Here is an 18,747-nt window from a genome sequence, read left to right as displayed (position 1 = left end):
GCCCGTTCCGGTCGGTGAGCTCAGCAGGGGCCGTAGCCCTCGTCGAAGAGGCGGCGGGCCCAGTCGGCGTACCCGGCGATGATCTCGCGGACGGCGGTGCCGTCGTGCAGGAAGAGGTACGCCCGGTCGCCGTCGCGGGCGAGCAGCCCGTCGAACCGGTGCGTCCCGTGTGGAGCGTCGAGCGGCACGGCGGACGGATGGTTGGCCCGCACCTCGTCCACCGGGGTGCCGACGGTGATCCCGTCCGGGGTGCTCATCGGGTCGTCCAGCCAGAGCAGCACCAGCCGGTCGTCGACGAAGATCGGGCTGGCCGCCTCGTGCCCGGCCAGCGTCGGGCCGCAGGCGTCGACGTCGGCGCGCAGCACCCCGCGCCGGACCAGCTCCTGCTCGGTGTCGCCGAACTCGGCGTCGCCCAGACCGTGCAGGCCGACCACCTCGGTCGCGCCGATCGGCCGGGCCGGCATCTCGGGCCCTTGTGGACGGACGCCGCTGCCGGACACCGAGGCAGCCGTCAGCAGCGTCGCAATGAACACGAATTGTCGCAATTTCATGGAATCCCCCAGTCCCCAACGGCACCGAGGCGTCCAGGTTGCTGCTGATCGCCGGATTGCTGCTCTTCCCATTCCTCGGCCAGCTCGTCCCAGTAGTCGGCGGAGAGTCCGCGCCGCCCGTGGGTCAGCCAGCCGGTGGTGTTCCGTTCGAGGTGCAGCCCCAGTTCGGCGAAGGGGTCGATCCACCGGCCGGGCTCCGCGCCCAGCCGGGCCAGCGCCGCGTTGATCGGCCAGTCCGGGCGCGGCGCGGCGAAGCTGTCGTCGTAGCGGGGACCGAAGGTGAGCCGCCCGTGCAGCCAGACGGCGGCCGCCTGCCGGCCCAGCCCACCGGCGAACTCCGCCTCCAGGTACGCCACCGGCCCCTGCCGTGACCAGCGGGCCAGCAGCCCGTCCAGCGCCGGCGACAGGACCAGCTCGAACGGCTGCGCGGCGGAGGGCTCGGCCGGGGCGAAGTCGGGCAGTCCGCCGGTCAGCTCCTGCACCAGTTGCGGCGTGACCGGCAGCAGCGCGAAGTCCTGGCGGAGCGCGGCGAGGACCGCGTGGTCCAGGTCGGCGGTCTGCTCGCGGAGCAGCTCGACGTCCGCGACGACGGCGCTGAGCTGGTAACTCATCGGATCCCTCCGCCGTCCACACCCTGTGGATGGAACATGTGTACGACGGATGGTCCGCCCGTCGATCAGGGCACGGTACCGGGACCGGGCCGCCCGGCGCAGCGGTGCGGCGTACCCGTGCGGGCCGGCCCCGACCGCGGAGCCGGCCCGCACGGCGCGGTGTCACCAGGCGGTCATGTCCGGAAGCTGGTCGATGGAGATGGTCCTCGGGTCGGCCATCGCGGTCCGCCACAGCCCGGCCACGTCCCGGCCGCTGCCGGCCCAGTCCCGCGACGCCCAGACCACGAAGTACGGCCACGGCGCGTCGGTGGCCGGGTTGAGCGGGCTGAACGTCTCCGCCACGCCGGTGGTCTTGGCGCTGCTGACCGCCTTGGTGGTGGCGAAGTCGCTCCAGCTCTGGAAGTAGTCGGAGGTGACCAGGTCGACGTAGCCGTCCCCCGGGTACCAGGACGCCAACGAGGTGCCCTGGCCGCTGGCCATCCCGTTGAACACCCAGACGATGTTGTGCGCCCCGGCGAGCTGGGCGCGCTGGTAGATCAGCCGCCAGAGCTGCTTGTACGCGTCCTGGCCCTTCTTGGCCCACCACATGTAGTTGTTGTTCGCCTCGTGCAACGGCCGGAACAGCACCGGCACCCCGGCGTCACCCATCTTCCTGATCTCACGGACCACCAGGTCGATGTCCTGGTACAGCTTCGACGACGGGTTGCTCAGGTCGGGCACGAAGTCGCAGGGCGCGGAGTAGTTGCCGCCGCGCGGGCAGTACCAGTGCCACTGGAAGGCGACGATCCCCTTGCGGGTGCGCGCCCAGTCGATCACCTGCTGGGTCTGGACCGTGCCCCGGGTGTACTCCATGAAGTCGAAGGCCACCATCGCCGGGTAGCGGCCGGTCAGCTGCTGCACCTTGTCGGCGTCCGGCAGGTCGGTCTGCCCGCTGACGAAGGAGTGCGTCCTCAGGTAGCAGATCAGGTGACGGACCTTGGAGTTGGCGTCCGGGTCGGCCGGCGCCTGCCCGCAGTCCGGGCCCGGCGGGGTGGGCGGGCGCACCGCGTACACCTCGAACTCGTAGAGCGAGTAGCCCCAGGTGGTGCCGCGCGCGGTGCCCGACATCCGGACGTACCGGCCGTTGGCCGAGGTGGGCGCGACGTCGTCGGTGCCGCCGTCGCCCGTCGTGGTGCTGTGCACCGAGGTCCAGGTGGTGCCGTCCGTCGAGGTCTGGATCTGGTACGCCCGGCCGTACGCCGCCTCCCAGCGCAGCCGCACCAGGGCGATCGGGTACGTGGCGCCCAGGTCGACCTGGATCCACTGCGGGTCGGCGTACAGGCTGGACCAACGGGTCCCGCCGTTGCCGTCGACCGCCAGGCCGGCGGTGTGCGGGCTCTCCGTGGACGACGCGGTGACCGGCCGGCCGAGCGCCAGGTTGCCGGCGGGCGGGGTGCCGGTGGGCCCGGGGGTGGGCGTCCCGGTCGGGTCGCCGGTCGGGCTCGGCGTGCCGGTCGGCGGGGTGTCGCCGCAGGCGGCTCCGTTGAGGGTGAAGGCGGTCGGCGTCGGGTTCGACCCCCGGTAGCTCAGGTTGAAGCCGAAGCTGACCGAGCCGCCGGCGGGGATGCCGGCGTTCCAGCTCACGTTGCCGGCGGTGGCGGCGGAGCCGGACTGGGTCTTCGTGGCGTTCCAGATGTCACCGATCGTCTGGTCGCCGGGGAAGGTCCAGGCGAGCGTCCAACCGTTCACGGCGGCGCCACCGGTGTTGGTGACGACGACGTTCGTGGTCGCGCCCGAGCCCCAGTCGTTGCTGACCTGGTATTGCACCTGACAGACGGGGGCGGCTGCCTGCGCGCTCGGCATGGTGACCAGGGCGGCGGCCAGCACGGTGACGGCTGCCGTCGCGCCGGCCAGGGCGGCCCGGGCACGTACGCGATGTCTCATGGCGAATCTCCTGACGGATCCGGGTGGTGGTGGCGTACGGCGCGCGACGGCGCCAGGGGACGCGGTCGGCGTGCCAGCTCTGCCCGGACGGGTCGACCGGCCGTTTGCCCCCGGCGGCCGACCCAGAGAAGATATCGACGATGATGCTGATGAACCGGTTAACTTGTCAAGCTCCCGATGTCCCCGGTCCCACGAGCACCTCCACGTAGTGACGAAGTGTTTGCAGCAAATGTCCCTGAACCGGTACAGCGTCCGGAGGGCAACGGGCACCCCTCGGTCACGTCCTGACCGGTCCTCGGATCGGCCTCGGCGGACTTGACCTCAAGTCCGGTTCACTTCCGACGATCGCGTCATGGAAGAGCTACGTAACCCCACGGGCCGGGTCGCGGTCGTCGGCACGGGAGCCGTCGGCGCCGCGGTCGCCCGGCGGCTGCTCGCCGGCGGATACGACGTCACGGTCTGGAACCGCACCCCGGCACGGACGGCGGCGCTGACCGGGGCGGGCGCCCGTTCCGCCCGAACGGTCGACGAGGCGGTGGCGGCCGGTGAACTCGTCCTGCTGGCCCTCACCGACCACGAGGCGGTCCAGCAGTGCCTGGACCGCCTCGACGGCGGCCTCGCCGGGCGGACCGTCGTCGCGCTCTGCACCGGCACCCCCGAGGAGGCGCGGCGCACCGCCCAGCGGGTCGCCGGCCTGGGCGGTCACCACCTGGACGCCGGTCTCCAGGCTGGCCCCGACACGATCGGCACGGACGCCGCGACCCTGCTGTTCAGCGGCGACCCGTCGGCGTACGAGCGACACGCCGGCACTTTCGGACTGCTCGGAACGGCCCGGTTCGTCGGCACCGCGCCGGAGGCGGCCTCCGTCTGGGACCTGGCCCTCTTCGGGCTCTGGTACGACGCCCAACTCGGCCTGCTGCGCGCCATGGACGCCGTACGCGCCGCCGGGGTCGACGTGTCCACCTTCGCCCCGTCGGCGGAGAACCAACTCGGACACGTGGTGTCGGCGGTTTCCGCCACGGCGTCCGAGATCGCGGGGGCCGAGTTCCCGCGCGGCCCTGCCGACCTGGGCGAACACCTGACTGTCGTACGGCACCTGGTCGGGTTGCGGGCCGGCCGGCCGCTCGGCGACGGCGGCCTGGCCGAGGTCGCCGCCCGGATGGAAGCCCTCGTCGCGCAGGGGCGCGGCGCGGAGGGGCTGACCGCGACGGTCGGCTGACGGGGGCGCGGAGACGACGAAGGCCGGCCCTCGGCGGGGCCGGCCTTCCGTGACGGCGGAGGATACGAGATTCGAACTCGTGAGGGTGTTAACCCAACACGCTTTCCAAGCGTGCGCCCTAGGCCTCTAGGCGAATCCTCCGCGAGCCAGAATACAGGTCTCCGCCCGCCCGGCCACCCCACCACCCCCTGAAGATCCACGCGCCGTCGGGTAGGGTTGGCGGTACCTCCCGTGCGGCGGTACCTCGTGAACCTCCCCAGGGCCGGAAGGCAGCAAGGATAAGCGAGCTCTGCCGGGTGCACGGGAGGCCTTTTCGTCTCCGGGCGCCGGTACCGTACCTGCGGGTCAGGTCACGGGGTGGTGGGTGGTCACCCGCGCCCGACCGGCGCAGAATGGCTCGGTCGAGAGGAGGCGGTACGGGTGGCACTGGCCCTTTACCGCAAGTACCGGCCGCGCACCTTCGCCGAGGTCATCGGTCAGGAGCACGTCACCGAGCCGTTGTCGCAGGCGCTGCGCAGCGGGCGGCTCAACCACGCCTATCTCTTCTCCGGCCCCCGGGGCTGCGGAAAGACCTCCAGCGCCCGGATCCTGGCCCGCTCGCTCAACTGTGAGCAGGGCCCCACCCCGGAGCCGTGCGGGCAGTGTCAGTCCTGCCGGGAACTGGCCACCGACGGCGGCTCGATCGACGTGCTGGAGATCGACGCGGCCAGCCACGGTGGTGTCGACGACGCCCGCGAGCTGCGCGAGAAGGCGATCTTCGCGCCGGCCCGGAGCCGCTTCAAGATCTACGTCATCGACGAGGCGCACATGGTCTCGTCGGCCGGCTTCAACGCGCTGCTCAAGCTGGTCGAGGAGCCGCCGGAGTACGTCAAGTTCATCTTCGCCACCACCGAGCCGGAGAAGGTCCTCGGCACGATCAAGTCGCGGACCCACCACTACCCGTTCCGGCTGATCCCGCCGAAGACGCTGCGGCCGTACCTGGAGCAGCTCTGCGAGGCCGAGGGGGTCAAGGTCGAGCCGGCGGTGTTCCCGCTGGTGGTGCGCGCCGGTGGCGGCAGCGCCCGGGACAGCCTCTCCGTGCTCGACCAGCTCATCGCCGGCGCCGGCCCGGAGGGGGTCAGCTACGCCCGGGCCGCCGCGCTGCTCGGCGTCACCGACTCCGCGTTGATCGACGAGATGTGCGACGCGCTGGCCGCCGGGGACGGGGCGGCGGCGTACGCCACCGTCGACCGGGTCGCCGAGGCCGGCCACGACCCGCGCCGGTTCGCCTCCGACCTGCTGGAACGGCTGCGCGACCTGATCGTGCTCCAGCAGGTGCCGGACGCCGCCGCCAAGGGCCTGATCGACGGCCCGGCGGACCAGATCGAGCGGATGGCCGCCCAGGCCCAGCGGCTCGGCCCCGGGACGCTGTCCCGCTGCGCCGACATCGTGCACAACGGCCTGGTCGACATGCGGGGCACCACCGCGCCGCGGCTGCTGCTGGAGCTGATCTGCGCCCGGATGATGCTGCCCGGCGTGGACGACTCGGCCGGTGGCCTGCTCCAGCGCCTGGAGCGGATGGAACGCCGGCTCACCCTGGGTGGTGTCGAGCTGCCGTCGGCCGCCGCCGGCTCCGCGCCGGCCGCGCCCGACTCCGGCGTACGCCAGGAGCCGCCCGCCCCGCCCGCGGCTGCCGCCGCGACCCAGCCGGAGACCGCCGGCCCGCCGGCGGCTGCCGCCGCCCCGTCCGGGGTGGCCGCCGCCCGCGCCGCGGCCGCCGGTGCCCGTCCCACGCCGTCGGCGGCCGAGCCCGCCCCGGTCCCCGACGGCCCGCCGCCGGTACGCCGTCCGGTGCCGCCGTCGGCGGTGATGCCCGACCCGGCCACCCCCGCGCCGCCCCGCCCGGGCTCCACCCCGCCGGGCACGCTCGACGCCGTCGCGGTACGCCGGGTCTGGCCGGACGTGGTCGGCAAGGTCAACCGGTCCAACAAGCGGATCGCCGCGCTCATGCGGGACGCCGTCGTCCGTGACCTGGACGGTGACGCGCTGGTGCTGACCGTGAAGTCGTCGGTGCTGGCGAAGATGATGTCCGACAACGCGCAGGTCCTCACCGACGCGCTCTACGAGGAACTCGGCGGGCGCTGGCAGATCCGCTGCGAGGTGGCCGGCGAGCGCGGTGGCGTCTCCCTCGGCGGTCCGTCCCGCGCCGCCGCCCCGGCCCGACCGGCGTCCCCGCCGTCCGCGACCCCGGCCGGCTCCGGCCCGGCTGCCGGCGGCCCGGCACGCCCCGACGGCGGCGGCTCGTCCGCGACCCCGGCCGGCTCCGGCCGGAGCGCTGCGGGCGGCCCGACCATCGGCGGCCAGCCCGGCGCGACCGGCGGTGGCCAGCCCGGCGCGACCATCGGCGGCCAGGCGGGCGGCTCCGGTGGCGGTCACCCCGGCGGGTCCGGTGGCGGCCAGCCCGGCCCGGTCGGCGGTGGTCAGGCGGGCGGGTCCGGTGGCGGTCACCCGCGCGCGACCGGTGGCGGTCAGCCGGGCGCGCACGACGGCTTGTCCGGGTCCGGCGGCGTTGCGGCCGGCGGGCAGGGCGCGGGCGCCCCGACGGCCGCTGGACCGCCGCACCAGGCCGGCTCCGCCGGTGCTTCCGGCCACTCGGGTGCCCACGGCACCGATCCGAACGCCTCCTCGACCGTCCGCGCCGGTTCCCCGGCCGACGCCGGCGGGGACGACGACCAGGGCTGGCCCGAGCCGGCCCGCCCCGGCGGCGGGGAGGACTGGCCCGAGGCGGCCCGTCCGGGGGGCGCCGCGACGGCCGTGGCCTCCGACGACTGGCCGCAGGCGGCCCGTCCGGGTGGTGCCACGGCCACCGCGACGGCAGCTCCCGCCGTACCGAAGCCGGCCGGACCGGCGACGCCGCCGGCTGCGCCGGTGAGCAGCGCGATCGCCGCGGCCCGGGCGGCTGCGGCCGGTGCCGGCAAGGCCCAGCGTGGCGCCCAGCCGGCGCGCAGGACCGCCGACCCGGACTGGGCCGGTGAGCCGCCGTACGACCCGGACTACGACGGGCCGCTGCGCGGCGGTGGCCGCCCCGAGCCGGCGGCGACCCCGGCGTACGAGGGGTTCGATCCGGGCGACGAGCCGCTGGACGACGTGATCGACGAGCGGACCGCCCGGCAGTCCAGCGAGGAGCAGGCGGTGGCCCTGCTCCGGGAGGCGTTCGGCGCCGAGAAGATCGACGAGGTCGACGTGCGCTGAGCGCACGCCGGTCGACGAGGACGGGGGCCGCCGCCCGACTAGGCTGGGCGCGGCCGAGCAGACGAGTGCGAGAAGGAGCCATCCGTGCGCCCAGGTGGACAGCCGAACATGCAGCAGATGCTGAAGCAGGCGCAGAAGATGCAGCAGCAGATCGCCAAGGCCCAGGCCGAGCTGGCCGAGGCCGAGCTGACCGGCACCGCCGGCGGTGGCCTGGTCACCGCGACCGTCTCCGGCGCCGGTGAGATCAAGTCGATCAAGATCGACCCGAAGGCGGTCGACCCGGAGGACGTCGAGACCCTGGAGGACCTGGTCGTCGCCGCCCTGCACAACGCCGCCGAGGCGGCCCGGGAGCTGACCGAGAAGAAGATGGGCCCGGTCGCGGGCGGCATGGGTGGCCTCGGCCTGCCCGGGTTCTGAGCCGTCAGATGTACGAGGGCGCCATCCAGGACCTCATCGACGAGCTGGGACGGCTGCCGGGCGTGGGCCCGAAGAGCGCCCAGCGGATCGCCTTCCACGTCCTGTCCGCGGATCCGGCGGACGTCAACCGGCTGGCCGGTGCGCTGCGCAAGGTCAAGGATCTGGTCCGGTTCTGCACCACCTGCTACAACGTGGCCGAGTCCGAGCAGTGCCGGATCTGCCGCGACCCGCGCCGCACCGACGAGGTGCTCTGCGTGGTCGAGGAGCCCAAGGACGTGGTGGCGATCGAGCGGACCGGTGAGTTCCGCGGGCGCTACCACGTGCTCGGCGGGGCGATCAATCCACTGGAGGGGATCGGGCCGGACAACCTGCGCATCCGGGAGCTGATGACCCGGCTGGGCAGCGGGACGGTCCGTGAGCTGATCCTGGCGACCGACCCGAACACCGAGGGCGAGGCGACCGCCACGTACCTGGCCCTGATGGTCAAGCCGATGGGGATCGCGGTGACCCGGCTCGCCAGCGGCCTGCCGGTCGGCGGCGACCTGGAGTACGCCGACGAGATCACCCTCGGCCGCGCGTTCGAGGGGCGCCGCGCGATCTGAAGTGACCGTCGCGCAGGGGTCGGCCGCATCCGTGGCCGGCCCCTGTCGACGTCCCCGGGGCAGGGGCCGGACCCGTCGAGCGCCCTGACGCCGGCTCGTCCCGGGTGGCCGTCGCGGCCGGAAATGATCTGACACTTGAGGCCCTGACCGGTCGGTGCGACGTAACAGTTTGGCATCGCACTTTCGGATCGTTCGGCGAAGCGCGTGATTTGCCTTCGATTCTTCGGCTCAGTCGACGCTGGGACACGATCCGATACCAACCCGCCATTCGCCGGTTTCCGGAGCGTCCACGCGGGGGCTATGGTCACCGCCATCGGTGACCCCTGTCACCACGTTGTCCGTACCCCCAAGGACGAGGTGAAGCACCATGCGTGCACCCAGGCCGAAGGCCGCGATCGCGGCCGTCGCGGTCGCGGCCCTCGCGGTAGCAGGCTGCGCCGAGAGCAACCGTGAAGACAGCGGCGGTAGCAAGAAGGACACCCTGGTCTTCGGCGTAGCCGGAGACCCGAAGGTGCTGGACCCCAGCTTCGCCAGCGACGGTGAGTCGCTGCGTGTGGCGCGTCAGGTCTTCGAGACCCTGGTCCGTCCGGAGGAGGGTGGCACCAAGGTCACCCCCGGCCTGGCCGAGTCCTGGACCCCGGACGCCGCCGGCACCACGTGGACCTTCAAGCTGAAGTCGGGCGTGAAGTTCCACGACGGCACCGAGTTCAACGCCGAGGCGGTCTGCGCGAACTTCGACCGCTGGTACAACGCCAAGGGCCTCATGCAGAGCCCCGACGTGACGGCGTACTGGCAGGACGTCATGGGCGGCTTCGCCAAGAACGAGGACGCGCAGCTGCCGCCGAGCCTCTTCAAGTCCTGCACCGCCAAGGACGCCACCACCGTCGACCTGGCCTTCACCCGGGTCTCCAGCAAGATCCCGGCCGCGCTGATGCTGCCGTCGTTCTCCATCCACAGCCCGAAGGCGCTGCAGCAGTACGACGCCAGCAACGTGGGCGGCACCGCCGAGGACATCAAGTACCCGTCCTACGCGATGGAGCACCCGACCGGCACCGGCCCGTTCAAGTTCAAGTCCTGGGACGTCGCCAACAAGACGCTCACCATCGAGCGCAACGACGACTACCACGGCGACAAGGCCAAGCTGAAGACCCTCGTCTTCAAGACGATCTCCGACGAGAACGCGCGCAAGCAGGCGCTGCGCTCCGGCGACATCCAGGGCTACGACCTGGTCGGCCCGGCCGACGTCGAGCCGCTGAAGAAGGACGGCTTCAACGTCCTCACCCGTCCGGCGTTCAACGTGCTCTACCTGGCGATCAACCAGAAGGGCAACCCGAAGCTGGGCGACCTCAAGGTGCGGCAGGCCATCGCGCACGCGCTGAACCGTCAGGCGCTCGTCGACTCGAAGCTGCCCCCGGGCGCCAAGGTCGCGCTGAACTTCATGCCGGACACCGTCGAGGGCTTCAACGGTGACGTCACCAAGTACGACTACAACCCGGAGAAGGCCAAGCAGCTGCTGGCCGAGGCGGGCGCGGCGAACCTGAAGCTCCGCTTCCACTACCCGACCGAGGTCACCCGGCCGTACATGCCGAACCCGAAGGACATCTTCGAGCTGCTCTCGGCGGACCTCAAGGCGGTCGGCATCCAGGTCGAGGCGATCCCGCTGAAGTGGAGCCCGGACTACCTCAACGCCACCACCTCCGGTAGCAAGCACGACCTGCACTTCCTCGGCTGGACCGGTGACTACGGCGACGCCTACAACTTCATCGGCACCTTCTTCGACCGGCCGAAGGACGAGTGGGGCTTCGACAACAAGGCCCTGTTCGACCAGTTCCGCGACGCCGACACCACCGCCGACCAGGCGGCCCGGGTGGAGAAGTACAAGGCCCTGAACAAGGCCATCATGGACTTCCTGCCGGGTGTCCCGGTGTCGCACTCGCCGCCGGCGATCGTGTTCGGCAAGGACGTGACGGGCATCAAGGCCAGCCCGCTGACCGACGAGCGGTACGCCACCGCCGAGTTCAAGTCCTGACCTGACGCAAGGAACGCGGGCGGGCGCTGTTTCGACAGCGTCCGCCCGCATCCCTCCGCACCCCCTTCGAGGCCGCCGTGTTCCGGTTCATCGTCAGACGCCTGCTCCAGCTGATACCGACGCTGTTCGGGCTCTCCCTCCTGCTCTTCATCTGGCTCCGTCGACTGCCCGGCGGTCCGGAGACCGCCATCCTCGGTGAGCGCGGCACCCCCGAGATGCGCGCCGCGATCCGCCGCAACATGGGCCTCGACGAGCCGATCCTGGTGCAGTACGCCCGGTTCGTCCGGCGGCTGATCCGGCTGGACCTCGGCACCTCGACCTCCACCAAGCGGGCCGTGGTCACCGAGTTCGTCGAGCGGTTCCCCGGCACGGTGGAGTTGTCCGTCGCGGCAATGCTGCTCGCGATCGGGCTCGGCATCCCGCTCGGCTATCTCGCCGCCCGCCGTCGCGGCCGGTTCCTCGACCACGCGTCGGTCGGTGGCTCGCTGATCGGCATCTGCATCCCGGTCTTCTTCCTGGCGTACGTGCTGAAGGCGATCTTCGCGGAGAACCTCGGCTGGTTCCCGTCCAGCGGCCGCCAGGACCCGACCATCGGCGCCACCCGAGTCACGAACTTCTTCGTCCTCGACGGGCTGATGACCCGGGAGTGGGACGCGGCCGCCGACGCGCTCTGGCACCTGGTGCTGCCCGCCGTCGCACTGGCCAGCATCCCGCTCGCGATCATCGTCCGGATCACCCGGGCCAGCGTGCTGGAGGTGCTCAACGAGGACTTCGTCCGCACCGCCGAGGCCAAGGGGCTGACCGAGCGGACCGTTCGCGGCCGCCACGTGCTGCGCAACTCGCTGCTGCCGGTGGTCACCTCGATCGGCCTGCTCACCGGCGGCCTGCTCTCCGGCGCGGTGCTGACCGAGACCGTCTTCGCCTTCAGCGGCATCGGGGCCTTCATCTACGAGGGGATCAGCCAGCGTGACTACCCGGTGCTGATGGGCTTCATCCTGATCATCGCGGTGGTGTACGTGCTGGTGAACCTCCTGGTGGACCTCTCCTACAGCTTGATCGACCCGAGGGTGAGGGTCCGATGACGATCGCCACCGGCAAGAAGAAGGAAAAGATCGACCGGCTCGCCGAGCTGGCCGCCCGGGACGACGAGCGCGGCGTCAGCCTCTGGCAGGAGGCGTTCCGCCGGCTGCGGACCAACCCGGCGGCGGTCGTCGGCGCGGTCATCCTCGGCCTGTTCCTCCTGGTCGCGCTGGTCGGGCCGTTCCTCGTGCCGCACGCGCCGGACGCCCAGCTGTGGAAGGACGAGGTCCGGGAGAACATCGGCTACATTCCCGGCCCCCGGGCCGAGAACTGGTTCGGCGTCGACCACATCGGCCGCGACGAGTTCAGCCGCATGATCGTCGGCGCCCGGCAGACCCTGTTGGTCGGCGTGGTCGCCACCCTGATCGGTCTGGCTGTCGGGTCGCTGATCGGCGGGATCGCCGGTGCCGCCGCCGGCCTCGGCGGTCGCTGGGGCCGCGCGGTCGACAACGTGCTGATGCGCTTCATCGACATGCTGCTCGCCATGCCGAGCCTGCTGCTGGCGATCAGCATCGCCGCCATCCTCGGGGCCGGCCTGACCACGGTGATGATCGCGGTCGGTGTGGTGTCGGTGCCGGTCTTCGCCCGGTTGCTGCGCGGCTCGATGATCTCGCAGTCGAACAGCGACTACGTGCTGGCCGCCGTATCGCTCGGCGTGAAGAAGCCGAAGATCGCGCTGACCCACGTGGTGCCGAACTCGCTCGCCCCGGTCATCGTGCAGGCGACGCTCACCCTGGCCACGGCGATCATCGAGGCGGCGGCGCTCTCCTTCCTCGGTCTCGGCAACAACGACGCGTCCATCCCCGAGTGGGGGGTCATGCTCGCCGACGCGCAGCGTTACCTCGACGCCGCGCCCCAGCTGGCGATCCTGCCCGCGCTCGGCATCATCATCACCGCGCTGGGCTTCACCCTGCTCGGTGAGGCGATGCGCGAAGCCCTCGACCCGAAGCTCCGGAAGTAGGTCGACCATGGCACTGCTCGATGTGGAAGACCTCTCCGTCACGTTCGCCCGGCGCGGCCAGCGGACCGTGCGCGCCGTCGACGGGGTCTCGTTCTCCGTCGACGCCGGCGAGGTGGTCGGCCTGGTCGGCGAGTCCGGCTGCGGCAAGAGCGTCACCTCGCTGGCCATCATGGGCCTGCTGCCCAAGCAGCCCGGCCTGGCCGTCGGCGGCAAGGCGGTCTTCGACGGCACCGACCTGCTCCAGCTCGACGACCGCTCCCGCCGGGACATCCGGGGCCGGGACGTGGCCATGATCTTCCAGGATCCGCTCTCCTCGCTGAACCCGGTGATCCCGATCGGGTTGCAGGTCACCGAGGTGCTCACCCGGCACCGGGGGATGAAGGGCGCGGCGGCCGAGAAGGAGGCGGCGGCGCTGCTGGACCGGGTCGGCATCCCCGACCCGAAGCGGCGGCTCAAGGAGTACCCGCACCAGCTCTCCGGCGGCATGCGGCAGCGGGCCCTGATCGCCATGGCGGTGGCCTGCAAGCCCCGGCTGCTGATCGCCGACGAGCCGACCACCGCGCTGGACGTGACCATCCAGGCGCAGATCCTGGAGCTGCTCAAGGAGCTGGTCCGGGACTCCGGCACCGCGCTCGTCATGATCACGCACGACCTGGGCGTGGTCGCCGGCATGTGCGACACCATCAACGTCCTCTACGCCGGCCGGGTGGTCGAGACCGCCCGCCGCCGCCCGCTGTTCCGGGAGCCCCGGCACCCGTACACCGTGGGTCTGCTCGGTTCGGTGCCGCGCCTGGACGCCGGCCGTGGTGAGCGGCTCAACCCGATCCCGGGTTCGGTGCGCGACGTGCTGCCGTGGCCGGACGGCTGCGCCTTCGCGCCGCGCTGCGCCCGCCGGGTCGACGAGTGCGTGGGGGAGCCGCCCCAGCTCGTGCTCACCTACGACGGGCGCGGCTACCGGTGCGTCAACCCCGCGCCGGTGGCCGGCGCCGACCCGGGCCAGGCGGTCCGGGACACGGTGCCGACGCCGGCCGAGCCGGGCTCGGTGCCGGCACAGGCCGTACCGAACGACCCGCCGACGGTGCCGGGTCTCGGCCCCGCCCCGAGCGAGGAGGAGACAGCGTGAGCGACGACGACATCCTCGTCGAGGTCCGCGACCTGAAGGTGCACTTCCCGATCAAGCGGGGAGTGATCTTCGACCGTACGGTCGGGCACGTGAAGGCGGTCGACGGCGTCGACCTGCGCATCCCGCGCGGCAAGACGTACGGCCTGGTGGGCGAGTCGGGCTGCGGCAAGTCGACGCTCGGCAGAGCGCTGCTCCAGCTCAACCCGCCGACCGACGGCCAGGTCGTGTTCGACGGCGTCGAGTTGACCACCCTGCCGGCGGGGAAGCTGCGCACGATGCGCCGTCGGATGCAGATGATCTTCCAGGATCCGATGTCGAGCCTCGACCCCCGGCAGAACGTCGAGTCCATCCTCACCGAGGGCTTGCAGACCCACGGGATCGGCAAGGACCGCGACGACCGGCGGCGGATCATCGGGGAGACGCTGGACGCGGTGGGGCTGCCCCGGTGGGCGCTCTCCCGCTACCCGCACGAGTTCTCCGGCGGTCAGCGGCAGCGCATCGGCATCGCCCGGGCGCTGGTGCTCGGTCCGGAGCTGATCGTCGCCGACGAGCCGGTCTCCGCGCTCGACGTGTCGATCCAGGCCCAGGTGGTGAACCTCCTCGACGAACTCCAGGACAGCCTCGGCCTGACGTACCTGGTCATCGCGCACGACCTCGCCGTGGTCCGGCACATCTCCGACGTGGTCGGCGTGATGTACCTCGGCGCGCTGGTCGAGGAGGCGCCGAGCGACCGGTTGTACACCGAGCCGCTGCACCCGTACACCCGGGCGCTGATGTCGGCCGTTCCGGTGCCCGACCCCGACGTGGAGGACCGGCGGGAGCGCATCCTGCTCGCCGGTGACCTGCCCTCGCCGGCCAACCCGCCGTCGGGGTGCCGGTTCCACACCCGCTGCCCGTGGGCCCAGCCCACCCGGTGTGCCGACGAGCGGCCGGTGCTGCGGGAGATCGGCGCCAGCCGGGTCGCCTGCCACTGGGCGGAGCAGATCGCCGGCGGCGAACTGCGCCCGCACGCGGTCAGCGCCGAGGTGGTCCGCCCCGAGGGCGAGGGGGAGGCGCCCGGCGTGGTCTCCGCGCCCAGCGAGCCCGGCTCGTACGTCTGAGCGACGCCGCCCACCCCGGTGGGCGATTCCGAGCGTGACACCCCGGCGGTGTCACGCTCGGCGTCCTTCAGCCCTCCGGGCGGTGCAGCAGGGCGACCGCCACGGCGTGCACGGCGTCCAGCCCGGCCGGGTCGGCGAGCGTGGCGCTGCCGCCGGTCACCGCGTACCACTCGTCGGCGTCCTTGTACTGCACGGAGAGCCGGACCTGGCCGTCGGCGTACGACGTGCGCAGGGTCAGTTCGCCGGTGACCACGCCGACCTCGTCGGTCATCACGCCGCCGGGTCCGGCGACCAGGTCGGCGGTCAGCTCGCGGGGTGCCCCGGCGCCACCGGCGTCGGCGTTCATCCCGGCGCCGGGGACCTCGGCGGAGGCGGCCGGACGCCCGTCGGCGGTCATCCCGGCGGTGGTGGCGCCGGGCGCGGGCCCGCCACCGCCGACGGCCCGCGCGGCGGCGGCGTCGCCGCTGCCGGTGGCCGCGGCCGCGTCGTCCCCGGCCGCGTCCGGCACCGTCTCGGGCGCGGGTGCGCCCCCCGTCCCGGTCACGGCTTGTTCGCCCATGTGCACCCCTCCAACATGTCGCTGAGGGCGGCCTTCTCGGCACTGGTCACCGTCAGCCGCCAATGGTGTTTCACCGTCACCCAGTCCGCGGCGTACCGGCACCAGTACGACCGGTTCGCCGGTTTCCACTGCGACGGGTCCTGGTCACCCTTTGCCCGGTTGGAGGAGGCGGAAACCGCGATGAGCTGCGGCCGGGTCAGGTCGTTGGCGAAGTCGCCGCGCTTCGCGTCGTCCCACTCGGCGGCGCCGGAGCGCCACGCGTTGGCCAACGGCACCATGTGGTCGACGTCCACGTCGGAGGGATCGGTGAAGGTCCGCCCGTCGTAGACGCTCTCCCAGTGCCCCGCCACCACGTTGCAGCCGGAGAGCCGGATGTCCTCGCCGTCGCGTTTGAGCACGCTGTCCCGGACGTCGCAGTTCTTGCCGGTGTCCCGCCAGTGCGGGAAGCGTTCCCGGCTGTAGCCGCGCATCGAGCCGGCCTTCGCCACGGGCAGCTCGGCGAGCTGCTCACCGACGTTGCCGGCGTTGCTGGGCGGCGCCTCCGGCTCGTCGACCGCGACCTCGCACCCGGCGACGCCGAGGGCGAGGACCGTGGCGAGCGCGGCCGCCACCGTCGCACGAGCTTCTGATCTGGTACGCACAGACGACACCTCTCCAGCTTGCGGGCTCCCGGCGATCCCGCACAGTACCCGGGCACGCTTTCGGCGTTTCGTGGAAACTCCCACGCGACGCGAGGAGGATTGGTACCCATGACTGCACCCGCTCACGCGCTGAGGATGGGAACCGGGGCAGGCCGGGGCACCCTGCTGGCGGCGATCCTCGCGTCCGGGATGGTCTTTCTGGACAGCACCGTGGTCAACGTGGCGCTGCCCCGGCTCGGCGCCGACCTGGACGCGACCGTCGCCGGTCTGCAGTGGACGGTCAACGGCTACCTGCTGACCCTGGCCGCGTTCGTCCTGCTCGGCGGCGCGCTCGGCGACCGCTTCGGCCGGCGACGGGTCTTCCTGCTCGGCGTCGTCTGGTTCGCCGCCGCCTCCGTCCTGTGCGGTCTGGCGCAGGACACCGGCTGGCTGGTCGCCGCCCGGTTCCTCCAGGGCGCCGGCGGTGCGCTGCTCACCCCCGGTTCGCTCGCCGTGCTCCAGGCCAGCTTCCACCCCGACGACCGGGGCCGGGCGATCGGCGCGTGGTCCGGCCTGTCCGGGGTGGCCACCGCGCTCGGCCCGTTCCTCGGCGGCTGGCTGATCGACGCGCTCTCCTGGCGGTGGATCTTCTTCATCAACGTGCCCTTCGCGGTCGGTGTGATCCTCGCCGCCCTGCGCTGGGTGCCGGAGAGCCGCGACGAGGACGTCACGCGGGGCGGAGGGACCGGCCACCGGTTCGACGAAGGCGGCGCGCTGCTCGGCGCGCTCGGCCTGGCCGGGATCACGTACGCGCTGATCGACGCCCCGGCACGCGGCCTCGGCTCGCTGCCGGTGCTGGTGGCGGCGCTGGCCGGCGTCCTCGCGGCGGTGGCCTTCGTGCTGCTGGAACGCCGCCGGGGCGAGGCCGCGATGCTCCCGCTCGGCCTCTTCACCAGCCGGCTCTTCTCGGTGCTCAACCTGTTCACCGTGGCGGTCTACGCGGCGCTCGGCGGGTTCACCTTCTTCCTCGCCGTCTACCTCCAGAACGTGGTCGGCTGGTCGGCGCTGGAGACCGGGCTGGCCACCATCCCGCTGACCGTGCTGCTGCTGGTCGGCTCGGCCCGGGCCGGGGCGCTCGCGACGCGGATCGGGCCGAGGCTGCCGCTGACCGTCGGCCCGGTGCTCGCCGCCGCCGGTCTGCTGCTGCTGCGCCGCGTCGAGCCCGGCGCGTCGTACTGGGTGGACGTGCTGCCGGGGGTGGTCCTCTTCGGTGTCGGGCTGACCCTGGTGGTGGCGCCGCTGACCGCGTCGGTGCTCGCCGCGGTGGCCGACCGGTTCGCCGGGGTGGCGAGCGGCTTCAACAACGCCGCCTCCCGGGTCGGCAACCTGCTGGCGGTGGCCGCGCTGCCGCTGCTCGTCGGCCTCTCCGGCACCGGGTACGAACAGCGCGTCGAGTTGACCGCCGCGTACCGGGGCGCGCTCGCCTGGTGCGCCGGGCTGCTGCTGGCCGGGGCGCTCACGGCCGGCCTGTTCGTCCGCCGGCCGCCCCGGCAGGCGCCGCCGCACCCCACGCGGCCCCCGTCGACCCCGCCGGACGCACCAGGGTGACCAGACCGTCGTCGAGGTCGTAACGGGCCCCGACGATCAGCAGCCGGCCCCGGTCCACCCGGTCGGCCAGCAGCGGACTGCGCTCCCGCAGCGCGCGGACCTGGGCCCGGACGTTCGCCCGGCACCCGTTCTCCACCGGGTCGCCGGGCAGGACGAGCGCGGGCGCGACGACCGGGCGCAGCGCCGCGACGATCGCGCCGACGTGGTCCGGCGGGTCCTCGCCCCGCGTGATCGCCGTCACGGTGGCCGCGATCGCCCCGCACCGTTCGTGCCCGAGGACGACCACCAGCGGGCTGCCGAAGGCCCGCACCGCGTACTCGACGCTGCCGAGCACCAGGTCGTCCACCACGTTGCCGGCGAGCCGGTTGTCGAAGACGTCACCGAGCCCCTGGTCGAAGAGGATCTCCGGCGGCACCCGCGAGTCCGCGCAGCCGAGCACCACCGTGGACGGGTGCTGACCGGCGGCGAGCCGTCGCAGGGTGGCCAGGTCCTGTCGGGGCCGTCGGGCCTCTCCCCGGGCGAAACGCCGGTTGCCGGCGAGCAGCGCGGCGAGCGCCACGTGCGGATCCGGTGGCGGCTGCCCGTCGTCCCCGCCCGTCGGCGGCCCGTCCGCCCCGGGTGCCGGATCGCCGGTCGGCCGCCCCTGCGCGGGCGCCCCCGGGCCGGCCGCGAGGGTCGTCGCGGCGAGCAGGCCGGCGCTCGTCAACAGGCTGCGTCGGTTCCACCGCTGCGGGTCCATGCTGCGCTCCCTTCCGCCCCGGCCGGGCGGCCGGTTCCCTCCCCGACCAACGACCGGCGGAGGGCGGCGCTCCGGTCTCCCCGGACCGGACGAGGTCCCGCCCGAGCCCGTCGCGTGCCGGGACGGAGGCCCGGCCGGCGTTGCTACGGTCGGCGGATGAGTGATCAGGACGACCTGCCGCGGTACCGGCTGCTGACCGGGCCGGACGACGCGGACTTCTGCCGCCGGGTCAGCGAGGCGCTGGCCCAGGGGTACCGACTGCACGGCTCCCCGACGATGACCTTCGACGGCCGGCGGGTGATCGTCGGCCAGGCCGTGGTGCGCGACGAGGGGCGGCTCGGCGGGGTCACCCCGGTCTGAGCGGCGACGAGGGG

At 72.9% G+C, this 18,747-nt stretch carries 17 protein-coding genes, 1 tRNA gene and 1 other RNA gene; 12 read left to right on the top strand and 7 right to left on the bottom strand.

Going from position 1 to position 18,747, the window contains the following annotated elements:
- Nucleotides 1-20: 20 nt before the first annotated feature.
- The 3 genes from GA0070614_RS14900 to GA0070614_RS14890 form a co-directional block, all read right to left on the bottom strand.
- Entirely contained in the window at nt 21-515 is a 495-nt protein-coding gene (locus GA0070614_RS14900; RefSeq protein WP_408630771.1) for a hypothetical protein, read from the bottom strand.
- A gap of 32 nt (nt 516-547) precedes the next feature.
- Nucleotides 548-1,162 carry a hypothetical protein gene (locus GA0070614_RS14895; protein WP_088976526.1) on the bottom strand — a complete coding sequence of 205 codons (615 nt, stop codon included), beginning with the start codon at nt 1,160-1,162 and terminating at the stop codon, nt 548-550.
- Nucleotides 1,163-1,324: 162 nt separating this feature from the next.
- A complete protein-coding gene (locus GA0070614_RS14890; RefSeq protein WP_088976525.1) occupies nt 1,325-3,085 on the bottom strand; it encodes a cellulose binding domain-containing protein in 1,761 nt (586 codons plus the stop codon).
- 352 nt (nt 3,086-3,437) lie between these two features.
- Here GA0070614_RS14890 and GA0070614_RS14885 point away from each other — a divergent pair, with 352 nt between their 5' ends.
- Nucleotides 3,438-4,304 (top strand): NAD(P)-dependent oxidoreductase, encoded by an 867-nt coding sequence (locus GA0070614_RS14885; protein ID WP_088976524.1) that lies wholly within the window; start codon nt 3,438-3,440, stop codon nt 4,302-4,304.
- A gap of 56 nt (nt 4,305-4,360) precedes the next feature.
- On the opposite strand, the gene GA0070614_RS14880 is transcribed toward GA0070614_RS14885, so the two are convergent.
- Nucleotides 4,361-4,445: transfer RNA gene (locus GA0070614_RS14880), tRNA-Ser, on the bottom strand.
- 82 nt (nt 4,446-4,527) lie between these two features.
- Here GA0070614_RS14880 and ffs point away from each other — a divergent pair.
- From ffs to GA0070614_RS14835, 9 genes are all read left to right on the top strand, one after another.
- Nucleotides 4,528-4,617, top strand: an RNA gene (gene ffs, locus GA0070614_RS14875) — signal recognition particle sRNA small type.
- 107 nt (nt 4,618-4,724) lie between these two features.
- Entirely contained in the window at nt 4,725-7,535 is a 2,811-nt protein-coding gene (locus GA0070614_RS14870; RefSeq protein ID WP_088976523.1) for a DNA polymerase III subunit gamma and tau, read from the top strand.
- A gap of 108 nt (nt 7,536-7,643) precedes the next feature.
- Entirely contained in the window at nt 7,644-7,952 is a 309-nt protein-coding gene (locus tag GA0070614_RS14865; RefSeq protein WP_231933697.1) for a YbaB/EbfC family nucleoid-associated protein, read from the top strand.
- Nucleotides 7,953-7,960: 8 nt separating this feature from the next.
- Complete coding sequence (recR, locus tag GA0070614_RS14860) at nt 7,961-8,554, top strand: recombination mediator RecR (RefSeq protein ID WP_088976521.1); 594 nt, start codon at nt 7,961-7,963, stop codon at nt 8,552-8,554.
- A gap of 367 nt (nt 8,555-8,921) precedes the next feature.
- Nucleotides 8,922-10,583, top strand: a complete 1,662-nt coding sequence (locus tag GA0070614_RS14855) for an ABC transporter substrate-binding protein (RefSeq protein ID WP_088976520.1) — start codon at nt 8,922-8,924, stop codon at nt 10,581-10,583.
- A gap of 77 nt (nt 10,584-10,660) precedes the next feature.
- Nucleotides 10,661-11,665, top strand: coding sequence for an ABC transporter permease (locus GA0070614_RS14850; protein WP_088976519.1), 1,005 nt, complete (start codon nt 10,661-10,663; stop codon nt 11,663-11,665).
- Entirely contained in the window at nt 11,662-12,624 is a 963-nt protein-coding gene (locus tag GA0070614_RS14845; RefSeq protein ID WP_088976518.1) for an ABC transporter permease, read from the top strand. Before GA0070614_RS14850 ends, GA0070614_RS14845 begins: the two co-directional genes overlap by 4 nt.
- Before the next feature lie 7 nt (nt 12,625-12,631).
- Entirely contained in the window at nt 12,632-13,747 is a 1,116-nt protein-coding gene (locus tag GA0070614_RS14840) for an ABC transporter ATP-binding protein (protein ID WP_088976517.1), read from the top strand.
- Complete coding sequence (locus GA0070614_RS14835) at nt 13,744-14,847, top strand: ABC transporter ATP-binding protein (protein WP_088976516.1); 1,104 nt, start codon at nt 13,744-13,746, stop codon at nt 14,845-14,847. Before GA0070614_RS14840 ends, GA0070614_RS14835 begins: the two co-directional genes overlap by 4 nt.
- A gap of 67 nt (nt 14,848-14,914) precedes the next feature.
- Here GA0070614_RS14835 and GA0070614_RS14830 read toward each other — a convergent pair whose 3' ends face one another.
- Entirely contained in the window at nt 14,915-15,406 is a 492-nt protein-coding gene (locus GA0070614_RS14830) for a hypothetical protein (RefSeq protein WP_088976515.1), read from the bottom strand.
- Nucleotides 15,388-16,047, bottom strand: a complete 660-nt coding sequence (locus tag GA0070614_RS14825; RefSeq protein WP_088976514.1) for an HNH endonuclease family protein — start codon at nt 16,045-16,047, stop codon at nt 15,388-15,390. Before GA0070614_RS14825 ends, GA0070614_RS14830 begins: the two co-directional genes overlap by 19 nt.
- Before the next feature lie 108 nt (nt 16,048-16,155).
- Between GA0070614_RS14825 and GA0070614_RS14820 the strand changes: the two genes are divergently transcribed.
- Nucleotides 16,156-17,634 carry an MFS transporter gene (locus GA0070614_RS14820; protein WP_088976513.1) on the top strand — a complete coding sequence of 493 codons (1,479 nt, stop codon included), beginning with the start codon at nt 16,156-16,158 and terminating at the stop codon, nt 17,632-17,634.
- Here the strand turns inward: GA0070614_RS14820 and GA0070614_RS14815 are convergent.
- The gene (locus GA0070614_RS14815) at nt 17,543-18,373 is read right to left on the bottom strand and encodes a carbonic anhydrase (RefSeq protein ID WP_088976512.1); all 831 of its coding nucleotides are present in this window, start codon (nt 18,371-18,373) and stop codon (nt 17,543-17,545) included. The two genes, GA0070614_RS14820 and GA0070614_RS14815, sit on opposite strands and share 92 nt — an antisense overlap.
- 156 nt (nt 18,374-18,529) lie before the next feature.
- Between GA0070614_RS14815 and GA0070614_RS14810 the strand changes: the two genes are divergently transcribed.
- Complete coding sequence (locus GA0070614_RS14810; RefSeq protein WP_088976511.1) at nt 18,530-18,733, top strand: DUF1737 domain-containing protein; 204 nt, start codon at nt 18,530-18,532, stop codon at nt 18,731-18,733.
- The last annotated feature ends 14 nt before the right edge of the window (nt 18,734-18,747 follow it).

The organism is Micromonospora coxensis (assembly GCF_900090295.1).
Lineage (GTDB): Bacteria > Actinomycetota > Actinomycetes > Mycobacteriales > Micromonosporaceae > Micromonospora > Micromonospora coxensis.
This window is presented reverse-complemented; position numbering and strand designations above follow the sequence as displayed.